Here is a 15,036-nt window from a genome sequence, read left to right on the forward strand (position 1 = left end):
AGCCTGTCCGCACTACACAACGTGCTGACGATTGCCTACTTCGATCGTCTTGGCATGCCTCGCCTCACATAACCTCAACTTCCCGAACCGCCCGGTGCGGACCCGCACGCCGGGTGGTGTGGCAGGGGACCGGCCAGCTTGCTGGCCGCCCCTATGCCGATCATGCCTGTGCCTGAAACACGAGATTGAACGGCGTTTCCGTCGCGCGATGGAACCGCGTGAAGCCGCCCGCCGTCACCACGTTGCGCAAGCGCGCCTCGCCGGCTTGCGCGCCGAGCGCCATCTGCCCTTCCTGCGAAAGCGATGCGCCCGTGCAGATCATCGTCGATGCCGAGTAGAACACGCGACCCACGGGATTGATATTGTCTTCGAGGCGATCGTTCGCGAACGGCTCGACGATCATCCACGAACCGTCCACATGAAGCGTTTCGCGCACATGCGCGGCGGCCGCGGTCGGATTGCCCATGTCGTGCAGACAATCGAAACAGGCGACGAGATCATAATCGCGGCCCGGATAATCCTGCGCGCTCGCCACCTCGAAGCTGACGCGATTCGCCACGCCAGCCTGCTCGGCCGCTTCGCGCGCATGTTCGATCGACGGCTCGTGATAGTCGAAGCCGAAGAACGTCGCGTTCGGATACGCCTGCGCCATCAGGATCGTCGACGCGCCGTGGCCGCATCCGACATCGGCGACGCGCGCGCCTTGCGTATCGAGCCGCGCCTGCATGCCATCGAGCGCGGGAATCCATTCAGCGACCAGATGCGCCGCATAGCCCGGCCGGAAGAAGCGCTCCGTGCCCTTGAACAGCGACGGATGATGCATGTGCCAGCCCACGCCCAGACTTGTGCGAAACGCCGATTCGAGCTTCGGCAGCGCGCGGAACATGGCCTCGGCGCAATCGCAGAAACCGGGGATGAACGCGGGACTGCCGTCGACGGCGAAGCACATCGCCATTTCATTGCTGAGCCGATAACGCTGCGTGGCCGGATCGTAGTCGACGAAGCCCGATGCCGCCTGCGCGCCGAGCCATTCGCGCACGTATCGCTCGCTGAGTTCCGTGCGATCGGCGAGCTCTTGCGAGGTGAGCCAGCCTTGTTCTGTCATTGCTTTATACAGACCGAGCCTGTCGCCGAGCGCGATCAGCGGAGCCGATGCCACCGCGCCGAATTCACCGACCATGCGCCCCATGAAGTCCTGCACCTTCTGTTCGTCGAATTGCATGATGCACCTCCGCGCCGAGAACAGATTCGATCGGACCGGGCCGATCGTGACAAGCGAAAGTATAGGTCGCAGAAAGGCGGATGTAGGCGCGAGTGTGTGCCCGCGCGCACTCGTCGCATCGTTTTGCACTACGATGAACGCTCACTTCGAGGAGACATCGCACATGACGATCAAGTCACTCACGCGCGGTATCGATCATGTCGGGCTCACGGTTCGCGATCTGAACCAGACGCTCGATTTTTTCGTGAATTGCTTAGGCTGGAACAAGGTGGGCGAGAAGGCGGATTATCCGGCCGCGTTCGTATCGGACGGACATCTGCTGGTGACGTTGTGGCAGCTTAAAAACGAAAGCGATGCGGTGCCGTTCGATCGGCGTTCGAACGTCGGATTGCATCATCTCGCATTGCGCGTGGAGAGCGAAGCCGCGCTCGACGAGATGGCCGAGCGCATCGCGAAGTGGCCCGGCGCGAAGATCGAATTCGCGCCTGAGTTGCTTGGAAAAGGGCCGAAGAAACACATGATGGTGTACGAACCGGGCGGCATTCGTCTGGAATTCGATTCCGCGCCGAGTGCTTGAGCTTTAAGGTGCTTTTTCTTTGCAGGCGGCGTTGAACACGCGTCGCGTCGAGGCCGGAAACTTCTCCAGCTTGCCCTCCGGCCGACGCGGACGCGCGACGAGCTCGCCGCCGCAATTCGGGCGCACGCCCTTCAGCACGTTATCCATGCAGTCCCTGCAAAACGTGCATTCGAATGAACAGATGAATGCATCGGGCGAATGCGGCGGAAGGTCGGTATCGCAGCATTCGCAGCCGGGGCGTAGGTCGAGCATGGGCGTCTCCTGGTCTCAAGTAGAGCGCCCTCATTATCACAAACCTTGCGCGCCGCCATTGGTGCCGGTCGAGCGGCGTTGCGAACTGCCGTCGTTGCCGTTCTCATGCCGCCCGAACCTTGCGTCGTGCCCATGCCGGACGCGCTCGTGCCGTTGCCGGAGCCGCCGTGCGCGGCTTGCCCCATGCCGCCGGCGGCCGCGCTTGCATCGGAACCGGATCGGCCGGGGCCGGATGGATTCACCGTCGTCGGGCCGTGGCTGGCGCCCGGTGTCGTCTGCTCGCCCGCGCCTTCGGCGAATGCGCCGCCGGCCAGGGTCAGTATCGAAAGGGCCAGCACGCATGTGCGGATCGGTTTCATCGCTCGTCTCCATGAGTCGTGGTCGATGTCTACCTTAGCGCAATACGCGTTCCGCGCAGACGTGCGTTTTGCCTCAGGCGGTTTCGTCGGCGAACAGGCGGCAATGCACGTTGCGCAGATGCGCGCGCATCGCGTTCTTCGCGGCGCGGGCATCGCGATTGAGGATCGCCTCGCCGATCTTCCGATGATCCGCGTTCATCGCGATCGGAATATCGGCGTCGGCGTAGAAGGTTTCGAGGTGCGTGAACATCGGGCTATAGCGCTTGTTCCACAGCACCGTCATCACTTCGGTCAACACGGGATTGCCGGTCATGTCGCTGATATGGAGATGGAAGCGCTTGTCTTCATCGAGAAACGCCGCGTTGTGCACCGATTGCGTTTCCAGTTTGTCGATGATGCGCGTTAGCGCCCGGCGCTGCTTGTCGGTGCCGTGCCGGGCCGCCAGCGCCGCGATTTTGCCTTCGATCAACGCGCGTGCCGACAGCAGATCCGCCGCGCTGAATTCCGCCTCGCCCGATGGCTCCGCACGCGCCGCCTCCGGCTCTCGCACGAATACGCCGGTGCCCGTGCGAATCTCGACGCGGCCCGCGATTTCCATCGCGATCAGCGCCTCGCGCACCGACGATCGGCCCACGCCGAGTTGCTTCGCGAGATCGCGCTCGGCCGGCAAGGCCTGTCCGGGCGCGTAGGTGCCGTCCTCGATCAGCGCGATCAGCAGGCTCGAAATCTTCTGATAGAGACGCTCGGACTTGAGGCTCGGCAGGTCCATCGGCAGGTTCATTCGCGCGTCCTTTACACGTTCCGTTAATCGAATTGCACGACGCCAAGGCAATCGTTATACTGCCTCGGCGGTCCGGTGGCCTGACCACTGCAATTGGCCTGACCGCACGGCATTCGAAGCATCCTGAAAGCATAGCATCGGCGTTTTTGCCGCTGCGCTTGCGACGAGACGCGGAATTTTTGCGCCTCGGGCACCACTGTTCGATCGATAAAAATCAAAGAAACAGGAGACAGGCATGTTCCGCAGAGGAATGCAGCTCAGGGCCGCGTGCGCACTCGCATCGTGCATGATCGCGAGCGTCGCGCACGCGCAAGTCGCCACCGGCGATACGTCGGGCAAGAAGATCGCGCTTTCCAACAGCTTCGCGGGCAACGCGTGGCGGCAGTCGATGTTGAAGAGCTGGAACGGCGTCTCGCAACAGGCCGTCGCCGATAAGAAAGTGGCCGCCGCGCCCGCCTTCACGACCGCCGAGAATCAGGTCACCGAGCAGGCGCAGCAGGTGCAGAACCTCATCCTGCAAGGCTATAACGCGATCGTCATCGACGCCGTGTCGCCGACCGCGCTCAACGGTACCATCAAGCAGGCGGGCGTGGTGGTCGTGTCGTTCGACGGCATCGTCGACGAGCCGTGTGCGTATCGCGTGAACTTCGATTTCAAGGGCTGGGCGGAGCAGGGCGTCGACTATCTGGCGCAGCGTCTGAACGGCAAGGGCAATATTCTCGAAGTGCGCGGCGTGGCGGGCATTTCCGTCGACAACCTCATGCATGAAGGCGTGCTCGAAGGGATGAAAAAATATCCCGGCATGAAGCTCGTCGGCTCCGTGAATGGCGACTGGACGCAATCGGTCGCGCAGAAGGCGGTGGAGGGCATTCTGCCGACGCTGCCGAAAGTCGATGGCGTCGCCGCGATCGAAGGCGAGATGTCCTTCGGCATCGCGCAGGCGTTCAAGGCGGCCAATCGCTCCGCGCCGCCGATGATCATCGGCAGCACCTATCCCGAACTGCAATGGTGGAACGAGCAGACGAAGAGCGGCTATCAGTCGCGTTCGCTGTCGAATCCGCCGGGCGCGGTGTCGTTCGCGTTCTGGGTCGCGCAGCAAGTGCTCGCGGGCAAGAAGATCCCGAAAGACGTGACGATCAACGTGCCGCTGCTGGCGATCTCGCAGCAGGAGTTGCCCGCCAAGCTCGCGGCCATGCCGCCGGGCGGTATCGCGGATGTGACCTACACGCTGCCGCAAACGGTCGCGCTGCTCGACAAGAAGTAAATCGCATCGTTGCACATGGAGGCATGTGGATGAGCGCAACACTCACGAATGACGCACGCGCCGCGCTGATCCGCTTCGAAGGTATCGGCAAGACCTTCAGGCGCGTGCGCGCGTTGAACGATATCGACTTCGCGTTCCTGCAGGGCGAATGCGTCGGCATCGCGGGACACAACGGCGCGGGCAAATCCACGCTGATGGCCGTGCTCGCGGGCGTCTATGCGCCGACGCAAGGCAGCATCGAAGTCGATGGCCGCGCCGCGCCCCACTACGACGCCAACGCCGCCCGCGATGCCGGCGTGCGCTGCGTGTTCCAGGAACTGTCGCTGTGCGCGAATCTGTCGGTCGCGGAGAACATGTGCGTCGTGCATCCGCAATTGCGCGGACGCGGCTGGCGCAGGCGCACGACGCAACTAATGCGCGACAAGCTCGAAGAGATCTTTCCCGGCAACGGACTGAAGGGCAACGAACTCGTCTCCGATCTCACGCTCACGCAGCAGCAGATGGTGGAAATCGCGCGCGGCTTCACGGTGACGGATACGCCCGTGCGCCTCGTGATTCTCGACGAACCGACTTCATCGCTCGACGCGCACACCGCCGATCAACTGCTCGCGTTCGTGCGCAAGGCAGCCGAGCGCGGCATTACGTGTTTGCTCATCACGCATATGCTCGGCGAGATCGAACGCGTGGCGGATCGCGTGATGGTGATGCGCGATGGCGGTATCGTCGGCGTGTTGCCGCGCGAGCAATCGAAGCGCGAACTGATCATTCAGGCGATGGGCCAGCATCTCGAAGCCGACAAGACGCCGTCGCAAGCGCGCGTCAGAAGCGAGCGCGGCAACGAGCGGCATTATCGATGGAACGTCGGCGCGAAAAAGCATACGCAGATCGAAGCCGCGCGCGGTGAAATCGTCGGCTTCGCGGGACTCGCGGGGCAAGGACAAACCGAAGCGCTCTTGTCGATCTACGAAGCCGCGACGACACGCGGACAAGGCCGCGCCAAAGTGCCCTTCGTCGCGGGCGATCGCGGACGCGACGGCGTGTTTCCCGTCTGGTCGATCGCGCAGAATCTCGACTTGCGCTGGCTGTTCGGCGGCGATAAAGCGAAACGCGGTCTCGTCGATTTCGCGGCGGCGCGCGAGGTGGTCGAAGCGTGGCGCGTGAAGATCGGCATACGCAGCGCATCGATGAACGCGGGCATTCTGTCGCTCTCGGGCGGCAATCAGCAGAAGGTGCTGTTCGCGCGCGCGCTCGCATCCGACGCCGATCTCATCCTGATGGACGATCCCACGCGCGGCGTCGATGTCGGCACCAAGCGCGATATCTATCAGCTCGTTCACGACGAAGCCGCGAAGGGCTGCACCTTCATCTGGTACACGACCGAAAACGAGGAACTGTCGCACTGCGACCGCACGTACGTGTTCCGCTCGGCCGCCGTCACGCGCGTGCTGAACGCCGACGAATGCACGGAAGACGCGCTGCTCGCGGCGAGTTTCGAGGAGCAAGCCGCATGAGTCTCGCGATCACACAAGGGCGTTTGCGCGCCGCGTTGCCCGCTATTTCGCTGGTCGCGGTGCTGGTGCCGATCCTCGTCATGCAGCCTGCGGTGATGAGCTATTTCGGCTCGAACCTGCTGCTCAATCTCGCCGTGCCCATCGTGCTCGCGACGCTCGCGCAACTCGCGATCATCACCGTCAACGATCTCGATCTTTCCATCGGGCCGTTCGTCAGTCTGGTCGCGTGCATCGGCGCGACGCTGCTGGTCAAGCAGCCGTGGCTCGGCGCGCTCGCGCTGGTCGGCTGCGTGCTCGCGTATGCGGCGGTCGGCGCGCTGATCGAATTGCGGCAGATTCCGTCGATCGTCGTGACGCTCGGGCTGTCGTTCATCTGGAGCGGACTTGTCATCGTGCTGTTGCCGTCGCCCGGCGGCACGAGTCCGACGTGGCTCGGCGCGGTCATGAGCTATCAGACGCCGTTTATCGCCGCGCCGATCGTGTGGTCGGTGGTGATCGCGATCGTCGGCCATCTGCTGTTGATGCGTTCGTCCGCCGGCGTGCGGGTTCGCGGCTCGGGCGGCAATCCGCGCGCGATGCGTCGCTTCGGCTGGTCGCTGGTGCGCAGCAAGGCGACCTTGTACGGCGTCGCGGGCGTGTTTGGCGTGCTGTCGGGTCTGTCGCTGCTCGGCCTCACGACTTCCGCCGATGCGAAACTCGCGCTGCGTTACACCTTGCTGTCGATTGCCGCGGTGATTCTGGGCGGCGGCGAATTCATCGGCGGACGCGTGTCGGTGATCGGCGCGGTGCTCGGCGCGATCACGCTGACGCTGGCGGCATCGTTTCTCGCGTTCCTCAATATCTCGGCGGACTGGCAAGTCGGCATGCAGGGCGCGATTCTCATCGTCGTGCTGTCGCTGCGCGTTCTGCTGCAACGCGGAGAACGCCGATGACTCAGCATACTTCGAGCGAGCCTATCGTGAACGAGAACGGCAACGCCAACGTCGGCGCATGGACGCGTCTGAAGAGCATTCAGGCGCCGTGGGCCTGGTCGTTCGTCGGCGCGGTGCTGGTGTGGTTCGCGATCGTCGCGATCTTCGGCTTCGGCATCGCGAGCAATGTCGCGCAGACGGCGCTGACCTACGGCGTCTTCATGGTGCTGGTCGGTCTCGGGCAGATGCTCGTCATCACGTCGGGCGTCGGCAATATCGACTTGTCGGTGCCGTCGACGATCGCGCTCGCGGGCGTCGTCGGCATGCATGTGATGCGCAGCGCCAACGCCGATATCGCGCTCGGTATCCTCGCGGTGCTCGGTATCGGCATCGCGGTGGGCGTGGCGAATTACGCGCTGATTCGTCTGCTGCGCATTCCGCCGATCATCGCGACGCTGTCGTCGAGCTTCATCATCCAGTCGGTGGCGATCACGCAGGGACGGCAGCTTCCGCCGCCGCCCGCGCTCGGCGCGTTCGCAACGGATCGCCTGCTTGGCGTGCCGTATATCGCGCTCGTCGCGCTGGTGTTGTCGTTTCTGCTCGCGGTGCTGCTGCATCGCGCGGTGTATGGGCGCAGGCTGTCGGCGATCGGACAAAACTCGCGCGCGGCATGGCTCGCGGGCGTGGACGTGCATCGCACGCGCTGTCTCGCCTATGTGATGTCGTCGATGATCGCCGCGATCACCGCGTTGTTGCTTGCCGCGGTATCGGGCGGTGCGTCGCTCGATATGGGCGTCGAGTACATGCTGATCTCGATTGCGGTCGTCGTGATCGGCGGCACGCTCGTGACGGGCGGCAAGCCGACGATCACCGGCGTGTGGGGCGCGTCGATGTTCCTGTTTCTCACCAACGCCGTGCTCAACGCGGTCGGCGCGGATGCGGGCGTGCGCTCCATCGTCTACGGCGTGCTGATCATTGCGGTGACGGTCGCGGCGGGCGGCAAGGCCATGCGTTAATCCCGAACGGAAAACACGATATGAAACCCAGCGATTTCGAAGTGCACGACGCGCGTTTCCGGCTGCTGCTGCTGCAGCCCAACGCGTTCCTCACGAAGCTGACGGATCAATGCCTGTGGGCCGAAGGTCCAGTGTATTTTCCGGCGAGCGATCTGCTTATCTGGAGCGACATTCCCAATAACCGCATGCTGCGTTGGGCGCCGGGCATGGGCGTGGGCGTGTATCGCGCGCCGTCGAACTACAGCAACGGCAATACGCGCGATGCCGAAGGCCGACTCGTCTCCTGCGAACACGGCGCGTGCCGCGTGACGCGCACCGAGCACGACGGCAGCATCACGGTGATCGCCTCGCACTTCGAAGGCAAGCGCCTCAATTCGCCGAACGACGTGATCGTCGATTCGCACAGCGCGATCTGGTTCACCGATCCGGACTACGGCATCATCAGCGATTACGAAGGATATCGTTCGGATAGCGAAATAGGTCGATGCAATGTGTATCGCGTGGCGGCGGGCAGCACGCAGGTGCAGATCGTCTGCGACGACTTCGTGAAGCCCAACGGCCTCGCGTTCTCGCCAGACGAATCGAAGCTGTATATCGCGGATTCGGGCGCATCGCATAGCGAGAGCGATCCGCGCCACATCCGCGTGTTCGATGTCGCAAGCGACGGCGCGTTACGCAACGGCCGCGTGTTCATCGCGATGCAAACCGGCGTGCCCGACGGCATGCGTCTCGATGAACACGGCAACGTCTGGACCAGCGCCGACGACGGCGTGCATTGCTCCGCGCCGGACGGTACGCTGCTCGGCAAGATCCTGATTCCCGAAGTCGTCGCGAACCTGACGTTCGGCGGCATCAACCGCAATCACATGTTTATCGCGGCGACGTCATCGATTTATTTCCTGTATGTAGGCGTGAGAGGCGCGGGGCGCTAAAAGAGGAGACAACATGAAGAAGATCGTATTGGCGATGTTGATGGCCGCGTTGTCGGTGTCCGCGTCGGCGCAAGTCGCAACCGGCGATACCTCGTCGATGAAGCTCGCGCTGTCGAACAACTATGCGGGCAACAGCTGGTGTCAGCAGATGCTCAAGAGCTGGTCGAACGTGGCTGATCCGGCGGTCAAGCAGAAGATCGTCGCGGCCGCGCCCACCTTCACGACCGCCGAAAGCCAGGCGACCGAACAGGTACAGCAGATTCAGAACCTCATCCTGCAAGGCTACAAGGCCATCGCCGTTGATGCCGTGTCGCCGACCGCGCTCAACGGCGTGATCAAGCAGGCGTGCGGCGCGGGCGTGACGGTCGTGTCCTTCGACGGCATCGCGACCGAGCCGTGCGCGTATCGCATCGCCGTGGATTTTCAGGGCATGGGCCGCATGCAGGTCGATTATCTGGCGAAGCGTTTGAACGGCAAGGGCAACCTGCTGGAGATTCGCGGCCTCGCGGGCGTGTCCGTCGATGACGAGATTCACGCGGGCATCGTCGATGAACTGAAAAAGTATCCGGGCATGAAGATCGTTGGCTCCGTGCATGGCGACTGGACGCAGACCGTCGCGCAGAAACAGGTCGCGGGCATTCTGCCGACCTTGCCGAAGATCGATGGCGTGGTGACGCAGGGCGGCGACGGTTTCGGCGCGGCGCAGGCGATCAAGGTAGCGGGACGGCCGACGCCGATCATCATCCTGGGCAACCGTCAGGAAGAGCTCGCGTGGTGGGCGGAGCAGAAGAAGACCGGCTACGAAACCATGTCGGTGACGATTCCGCCGGGCGCGTCGTCGTTCGCGTTCTGGGTCACGCAACAGATTCTCGCGGGCAAGAAGGTGCCGCACGATATCCGCATGCCGGTGCTCGAAGTGAAGCCGGAAGAACTCGATGCCGTGCTCGCGAAGACGCCGACCGGCGCGCTCGCGAACAAGGAGTACACGCGTGAGGAAGTGGTCGCGGTGATCGACGGCAAGAAGTAAAACGCGAGCATGCGGCGTCAGTTCCCGAGCCTTTGCGCGAAGGAATAGCGCCGCATGCAGCGCTCCATTGCATCGAGGAACGCCTGTTCCGCCGCGTTCATCCGCCGCGCGCGATGCCACAGCAGAAACACTTCCACATCGATCAGGCCATCGTCGGGCGGCAGACGCCAGAGTCGCTGCCGGGCGCGATCGTCGCGCACGATATGCTCCGGCAGGCAACCGATGCCATAGTCCGCGAAGATCAGTCGCCGCACTTCGTCGAGACTCGACGACGACGCGACGATGCGCCCCGTAAAGCCCTTTTGATCGCGAAACACCGTCAGCGGCGAAAGACTGTCGCCGATCTGATCGCTCGTGAAAGACACGAAGTTCTCCGCGAGCAGATCTTCCATCGTCAGCGACGTGCGCCCGAATAGCCGATGATGCCGCCCACAATACATCGCGTAGCGCTGGCGCAGGAAGCTACGCATCTCGAGTTTGTCGTTCGGCACGCGACATAGGCCGAACCCCGCCGTCGCGGTTTTTTTGCAGCAACTGCGAGATGATCTCCGACGAACGCATCACCTCGATCTGCAAGTCGATACGCGGATACGAGCGATGAAATTCCGCGAGAAACTCGTCGTACACGGGCGATTCTATGCGGCTCACCATCAGCAGACGAATCGAGCCGGTGATATCGCCGGCGGCATCGTCGAGTTCGGTTTCGAGCCGCGAGATATGCCCGTAGATTTCGCTGGCGATACGGAACACTTCCTCGCCCGCCTGCGTCGGCGCGAAGGTCGGACCGCGCCGTTCGATCAGTTTGCGCTCCAGCGATTCTTCCAGCCGTCGCAACGCCTGACTGACGGCCGGCTGCGTCACATATAGACGCGCTGCCGCGCGGCTCAGACTGCGCTCCTGCATGATGACCAGAAACGTGCGCAGCAGATTCCAGTCGAGCCGGTCGTTCAGAAACTGGGCGATGTCGGTACGCATGGTCTTCGTCTCGAAGTATTAGCCAGATTTATACGCCGAATAATAATCCGAAATTTGACTAATGCTTTATGGCGCTCGATAAATGACGCTGGTGTGAAGGGTGCAGTTCGTGCGGTTAACTGAGGAGAGTGCCTTGAGTCAGCTTCAATCTGCGGGCCGTCAACCGGGTCGCGCCGCCGTGGCCACGTTTATCGGCACGATGATCGAGTGGTACGACTTCTACATTTACGCGACCGCCGCGGCGCTGGTCTTCGGCGAACTGTATTTCCCGTCGAGCGATCCGTTCGTCAGCACGATGGCGTCGTTCGCGACCTTCGCGGTGGGCTTCTTCGCGCGACCGCTGGGCGGCATCATCTTCGGACATCTGGGCGATCGCATCGGCCGCAAGAAGGCGCTGATGACCACCCTGATGATGATGGGTGTCGCGACAGTCTGCGTCGGCCTCTTGCCCGATTACGCGAAGGTCGGCGTGCTCGCGCCGGTGCTGCTCGTGCTGCTGCGCGTGGTGCAGGGTATCGCGGTGGGCGGCGAATGGGGCGGCGCGGTGCTGATGGCGGGCGAACACGCGTCGCACGGACGGCAAACCTTCTTCGCGTCGTTCGCGCAACTCGGCAGTCCTGCCGGACTCATTCTGTCGCTGCTCGCCTTTCGCATGGTCACGTCGATGGACAAGGCCGTGTTTCTGTCGTGGGGCTGGCGGGCTGCCGTTTCTCGCGAGCGCGGTGCTGCTGATCGTCGGCATCATGATCCGGCTGGGCGTGAACGAATCGCCCGAATTTCAGCGCGTGAAAGATGCCAAGCGCACCGCGAAAGTGCCGGTCGCCGAAGTGTTTCACACCGCGTGGGGACTCGTGCTGCTGTGCATCGGCGCGAATACCATCGGCATTGCGGGCGTGTACTTCACCAACACCTTCATGATCGCGTACACGACGCAATACGTCGGCATCACGCGATCGCTGATTCTCGATTGCCTGTTCGCGGTCGCCATCATCCAGTTCATCACGCAGCCGATCGCGGCGTGGATCGCGGAACGCATCGGCGGCGCGCGCTTTCTCAAGATCGTCGCGCTGCTCGCGATGTTTTCGCCGTATCCGATGTTCATGCTCGTGCAGCATGGCACGGCGACATCGATCGTGATCGGCATTGCGCTGGCGGTCGTGTGCATGTCGGGCTTCTACTCGGTGATCGCGGGCTTTGTCAGCGCGGTGTTTCCCACGCATGTGCGCTACTCCGCGATTTCGCTTGGCTATCAGGTGTGCGGCGCGATCGCGGGCGGACTGACGCCGCTGATCGGAACGTGGCTCGCGCATCGATTCGTCGGGCAATGGTGGCCGCTGGCGGTGTTTTATACGGCGCTCGCGGGATTGTCGCTGCTGTGCATCGTCGCACTCGATGCGCGTCGCGCAACGCATGCGCAAGCCGCGAGCGTGCAGGGCGCACGTTAAAAAATAGCGAGGAATCCAGATGAAAACGTTCTTTCACCCCGAGCAGTTGCTGCATCATCCGCGTGCGTATTTTTCGCGTGGACAGATGCGCGAGCCGCAGGAAGTGCCCGAGCGCGCAGCGCGTCTGGTCGAGGCGGCGCGCACGCTCGACTTCGACGTGATCGCGCCCGCCGATCACGGCATGGCGCCGATCGGCGCGGTGCACGACATGAACTACCTGCGCTTTCTCGAAGAGGCGCATCGAAGCTGGAAGGCGATGCCCGAAGATTGGGGCGACGAAGTGATGTCGAACATCTTCGTGCGCGAGCCGAATCCGCTGCGCGGCATTCTCGCGCAGGCGGCGCGCTATCTCGCGGATGGAAGCTGCCCGGTCGGTGCGAATACGTGGCGTTCGGCGTACTGGTCGGCGCAGAGCGCGTACGCGGCGGCATCGGCGATTAACGATGGCGCGCGTTCGGTCTACGCGCTGCGCCGTCCGCCGGGCCATCACGCGCGCGTCGATGCGGCCGGCGGATTCTGCTATCTCAACAATGCGGCGATTGCGGCGCAGGCGCTGCGCGGACGTCATCGCAAGGTCGCGATTCTCGATACCGACATGCATCACGGACAGGGCGTGCAGGAGATCTTCTACGGCCGCGACGACGTGATGTACGTGTCGATCCACGGCGATCCGACCGACTTCTATCCGGTCGTCGCCGGTTACGAGGACGAAGCCGGTTCAGGCGCGGGCAAGGGCTTCAACGTAAATCTGCCGATGCCGCACGGCGCGCCCGAATCGACCTTCTTCGAGCGTCTCGACGATGCGACGCGCGCGCTGGCGCGTTTCGAGCCGGATGCGCTGGTGCTGGCGCTGGGCTTCGATATCTACGAAGCGGACCCGCAGGCCAAGGTCGCGGTGACGACGGCGGGCTTTGCGCGGCTGGGCGAACGCATCGGCGAATTGGGTTTGCCGACGGTCATCGTGCAGGAGGGTGGATATCACCTCGACAGTCTGGAGGCGAATGCGCGGGCTTTCTTTGGCGGCTTCGGCGCGATGCATAAGTGATAGCCCGCACACCTCATTCAAACCTCAACGCCGCCCGCCCAGCGCCTGTTGGATCTTCCGATCGGTCTTGTACTGACCAATGCATACACCGACCAGATCGCGGCCGGAATCCAGCCGATCAACGTGATCTGCAGCACGAGACAGATGATTCCCGCGATAGGCCGGCCGATCGTGAAGAACTGCAGCCACGGAAGAATAATTGCAAGCAGTAGACGCATAGCTTCCTTCGAGTGTTAGGGATTGCCCGCGACTTGCGTGTCCTGTTGCCAGCCGAGCCCGAGACTCTTCTGCAACGACACGAAGTCCTTCAGCAATTCGGCCTGCGCCGCGACCACATCCTGCTGCGCGGCGAATTGCGTGCGTTGCGCATCGAGCAGATCGATGAGCGACGACACGCCGGCCGTATAACGCTGACGCGTAAGCATAGCCGACCGGTCCGCCGATGCGCTCACCTGCTGCAATTGCACCACATGCTCGCGCTGATAGCCGTATCGCGAGAGCGCGGAATTCGCATCCTTCAACGCGCCGAGCACGGTCTTTTCATAGCGCGCTTCGGCTTCGTCGCGCGATGCCTTCGCGGCATCCACGCTCGCTGCCGTGCGGCCGAAATCGAACACGTTCCATTGCAGATACGGCACACCGACCCACGAGAAATTCTGCTTGCGCAGCAGATGCCCCGGATCGGCCGCCGAAAAGCCGATATCGCCGAGCAGCGACACCTTCGGAAAATAATCGGCAATATGCTGCCCGATCTGCGCATTGCTCGATGCAATCCGCCGTTCCGCCGCGCGGATGTCGGGGCGCTGCTGCAAGATTGTCGACGGATTGCCGATGGTCAGCGATGCGGGCAACGTGGGCAACGGCGCGCGCGCGTTCAGTTGCGCATCGAGCGCGCCGGGCGCGCGGCCGGTCAGCACCGCGAGCTGATCGAGCGAATCGGCGATCTGCGCCTGCAAGGGCACGAGGCTCGCGCGCGCGTGGTATCGACCTGCGTGGTGAGGCGCTCGACATCCACGTCCGCCGCCGTGCCGCGTGCGCGGCGCTGTTGCGTGAGCGTGAGCATCTGCTGCTGATACTCGGCGGTTTGCGTCGCGAGCGCGAGGCGTTGCTGCTGATCGCGCAGATCCATATAGGTCGATGCCACCTCGGCCGCGAGCGAGACCTGTGTATCGGCGAGATCGGCGTGCACGGCGTCCCTTCGTCCGATGCCGCTTCGATCGCGCGGCGCGTGCCGCCGAACAGATCGATCTCCCATGATGCATCGAAACCGGCGGTGTAGAAATCGACCGGGCCGCGTCCGGTCGAACCGCCGCCCTGATCTTGCGAGAATAGCGACGTATCCGGCGAGCGCATGCGCAACGCCGCCGCCGATGCCGACGCCTTCGGCAGTTCGTTCGCCTGCTGTCCGCGCAATTGCGAACGCGCCTGACGCAAGCGCGCCTGCGCGATCTTCAGATCGGGATTGTTGGTCAGCGTCGCGTCGATCAGCGCGTCGAGTTGCGGATCGTTCAGCGCCCGCCACCATGCGGCCGGCGTATGCGCGCTGAACGCGACGCCTTGCGCGGGCGTGTCCCACGAACGAGCCGCTTTTCACGGCATCGGATGCGACGTCGGGCGCGCCTTTATAGTTCGGGCCGACCGTGCAGGCGGCGAGGGCGAGTGTCGCAAACGTCTTCAGCGTGCGATTCAGGATAGAAGACATCGTCGAATGATTCATCA

General features: G+C 63.3%; 11 protein-coding genes and 4 pseudogenes. 9 read left to right on the plus strand and 6 right to left on the minus strand.

What is annotated here, in order from left to right; genetic code table 11:
- Window positions 1-160: 160 nt before the first annotated feature.
- The gene (locus BVER_RS08725) at window positions 161-1,222 is read right to left on the minus strand and encodes a class I SAM-dependent methyltransferase (RefSeq protein WP_050452957.1); all 1,062 of its coding nucleotides are present in this window, start codon (window positions 1,220-1,222) and stop codon (window positions 161-163) included.
- A gap of 163 nt (window positions 1,223-1,385) precedes the next feature.
- Between BVER_RS08725 and BVER_RS08730 the strand changes: the two genes are divergently transcribed.
- The gene (locus tag BVER_RS08730) at window positions 1,386-1,799 is read left to right on the plus strand and encodes a VOC family protein (protein ID WP_050452958.1); all 414 of its coding nucleotides are present in this window, start codon (window positions 1,386-1,388) and stop codon (window positions 1,797-1,799) included.
- A 3-nt stretch (window positions 1,800-1,802) separates the two neighbouring features.
- On the opposite strand, the gene BVER_RS08735 is transcribed toward BVER_RS08730, so the two are convergent.
- Window positions 1,803-2,051, minus strand: a complete 249-nt coding sequence (locus BVER_RS08735) for a DUF1272 domain-containing protein (RefSeq protein WP_050452959.1) — start codon at window positions 2,049-2,051, stop codon at window positions 1,803-1,805.
- Window positions 2,052-2,483: 432 nt separating this feature from the next.
- A complete protein-coding gene (locus tag BVER_RS08740; RefSeq protein WP_198155202.1) occupies window positions 2,484-3,191 on the minus strand; it encodes a FadR/GntR family transcriptional regulator in 708 nt (235 codons plus the stop codon).
- Between the two features lie 235 nt (window positions 3,192-3,426).
- Between BVER_RS08740 and BVER_RS08745 the strand changes: the two genes are divergently transcribed.
- From BVER_RS08745 to BVER_RS08770, 6 genes are read left to right on the plus strand one after another with little or no spacing between them, the layout of a single operon-like run.
- Window positions 3,427-4,455 carry a substrate-binding domain-containing protein gene (locus BVER_RS08745; protein ID WP_050452960.1) on the plus strand — a complete coding sequence of 343 codons (1,029 nt, stop codon included), beginning with the start codon at window positions 3,427-3,429 and terminating at the stop codon, window positions 4,453-4,455.
- Between the two features lie 29 nt (window positions 4,456-4,484).
- Window positions 4,485-5,966 (plus strand): ATP-binding cassette domain-containing protein, encoded by a 1,482-nt coding sequence (locus tag BVER_RS08750; RefSeq protein ID WP_050452984.1) that lies wholly within the window; start codon window positions 4,485-4,487, stop codon window positions 5,964-5,966.
- On the plus strand, window positions 5,963-6,898 hold the full coding sequence (locus tag BVER_RS08755) for an ABC transporter permease (protein ID WP_157055976.1): 936 nt from the start codon (window positions 5,963-5,965) through the stop codon (window positions 6,896-6,898). Before BVER_RS08750 ends, BVER_RS08755 begins: the two co-directional genes overlap by 4 nt.
- Window positions 6,895-7,893, plus strand: a complete 999-nt coding sequence (locus BVER_RS08760; RefSeq protein ID WP_050452962.1) for an ABC transporter permease — start codon at window positions 6,895-6,897, stop codon at window positions 7,891-7,893. Before BVER_RS08755 ends, BVER_RS08760 begins: the two co-directional genes overlap by 4 nt.
- A 20-nt stretch (window positions 7,894-7,913) precedes the next feature.
- On the plus strand, window positions 7,914-8,825 hold the full coding sequence (locus tag BVER_RS08765; RefSeq protein ID WP_050452963.1) for an SMP-30/gluconolactonase/LRE family protein: 912 nt from the start codon (window positions 7,914-7,916) through the stop codon (window positions 8,823-8,825).
- Between the two features lie 13 nt (window positions 8,826-8,838).
- On the plus strand, window positions 8,839-9,852 hold the full coding sequence (locus tag BVER_RS08770; protein WP_050452964.1) for an ABC transporter substrate-binding protein: 1,014 nt from the start codon (window positions 8,839-8,841) through the stop codon (window positions 9,850-9,852).
- A 17-nt stretch (window positions 9,853-9,869) separates the two neighbouring features.
- Here BVER_RS08770 and BVER_RS08775 read toward each other — a convergent pair.
- A pseudogene (locus BVER_RS08775) lies at window positions 9,870-10,827 on the minus strand (LysR family transcriptional regulator).
- 133 nt (window positions 10,828-10,960) lie between these two features.
- Here BVER_RS08775 and BVER_RS08780 point away from each other — a divergent pair.
- Both BVER_RS08780 and BVER_RS08785 read left to right on the plus strand, forming a co-directional pair.
- A pseudogene (locus BVER_RS08780) lies at window positions 10,961-12,272 on the plus strand (MFS transporter).
- 19 nt (window positions 12,273-12,291) lie between these two features.
- Window positions 12,292-13,317 carry a histone deacetylase family protein gene (locus BVER_RS08785; RefSeq protein ID WP_050452965.1) on the plus strand — a complete coding sequence of 342 codons (1,026 nt, stop codon included), beginning with the start codon at window positions 12,292-12,294 and terminating at the stop codon, window positions 13,315-13,317.
- A 24-nt stretch (window positions 13,318-13,341) separates the two neighbouring features.
- On the opposite strand, the pseudogene BVER_RS08790 reads toward BVER_RS08785, so the two are convergent.
- Both BVER_RS08790 and BVER_RS08795 read right to left on the minus strand, forming a co-directional pair.
- A pseudogene (locus tag BVER_RS08790) lies at window positions 13,342-13,535 on the minus strand (YqaE/Pmp3 family membrane protein).
- Between the two features lie 15 nt (window positions 13,536-13,550).
- A pseudogene (locus tag BVER_RS08795) lies at window positions 13,551-15,019 on the minus strand (efflux transporter outer membrane subunit).
- Between the last annotated feature and the right edge of the window lie 17 nt (window positions 15,020-15,036).

The sequence above is a fragment of the Candidatus Burkholderia verschuerenii genome (assembly GCF_001189365.1).
Classification (GTDB): domain Bacteria; phylum Pseudomonadota; class Gammaproteobacteria; order Burkholderiales; family Burkholderiaceae; genus Caballeronia; species Caballeronia verschuerenii.

Bases quoted from the DNA above. Each gene is read 5' to 3' on its own strand.
- BVER_RS08785 (WP_050452965.1), top strand. From the start codon at position 12,292: ATGAAAACGTTCTTTCACCCCGAGCAGTTGCTGCATCATCCGCGTGCG.
- BVER_RS08725 (WP_050452957.1), bottom strand. From the start codon at position 1,222: ATGCAATTCGACGAACAGAAGGTGCAGGACTTCATGGGGCGCATGGTC.
- BVER_RS08770 (WP_050452964.1), top strand. From the start codon at position 8,839: ATGAAGAAGATCGTATTGGCGATGTTGATGGCCGCGTTGTCGGTGTCC.
- BVER_RS08730 (WP_050452958.1), top strand. From the start codon at position 1,386: ATGACGATCAAGTCACTCACGCGCGGTATCGATCATGTCGGGCTCACG.
- BVER_RS08745 (WP_050452960.1), top strand. From the start codon at position 3,427: ATGTTCCGCAGAGGAATGCAGCTCAGGGCCGCGTGCGCACTCGCATCG.
- BVER_RS08740 (WP_198155202.1), bottom strand. From the start codon at position 3,191: ATGAACCTGCCGATGGACCTGCCGAGCCTCAAGTCCGAGCGTCTCTAT.
- BVER_RS08760 (WP_050452962.1), top strand. From the start codon at position 6,895: ATGACTCAGCATACTTCGAGCGAGCCTATCGTGAACGAGAACGGCAAC.
- BVER_RS08755 (WP_157055976.1), top strand. From the start codon at position 5,963: ATGAGTCTCGCGATCACACAAGGGCGTTTGCGCGCCGCGTTGCCCGCT.
- BVER_RS08750 (WP_050452984.1), top strand. From the start codon at position 4,485: ATGAGCGCAACACTCACGAATGACGCACGCGCCGCGCTGATCCGCTTC.
- BVER_RS08735 (WP_050452959.1), bottom strand. From the start codon at position 2,051: ATGCTCGACCTACGCCCCGGCTGCGAATGCTGCGATACCGACCTTCCG.
- BVER_RS08765 (WP_050452963.1), top strand. From the start codon at position 7,914: ATGAAACCCAGCGATTTCGAAGTGCACGACGCGCGTTTCCGGCTGCTG.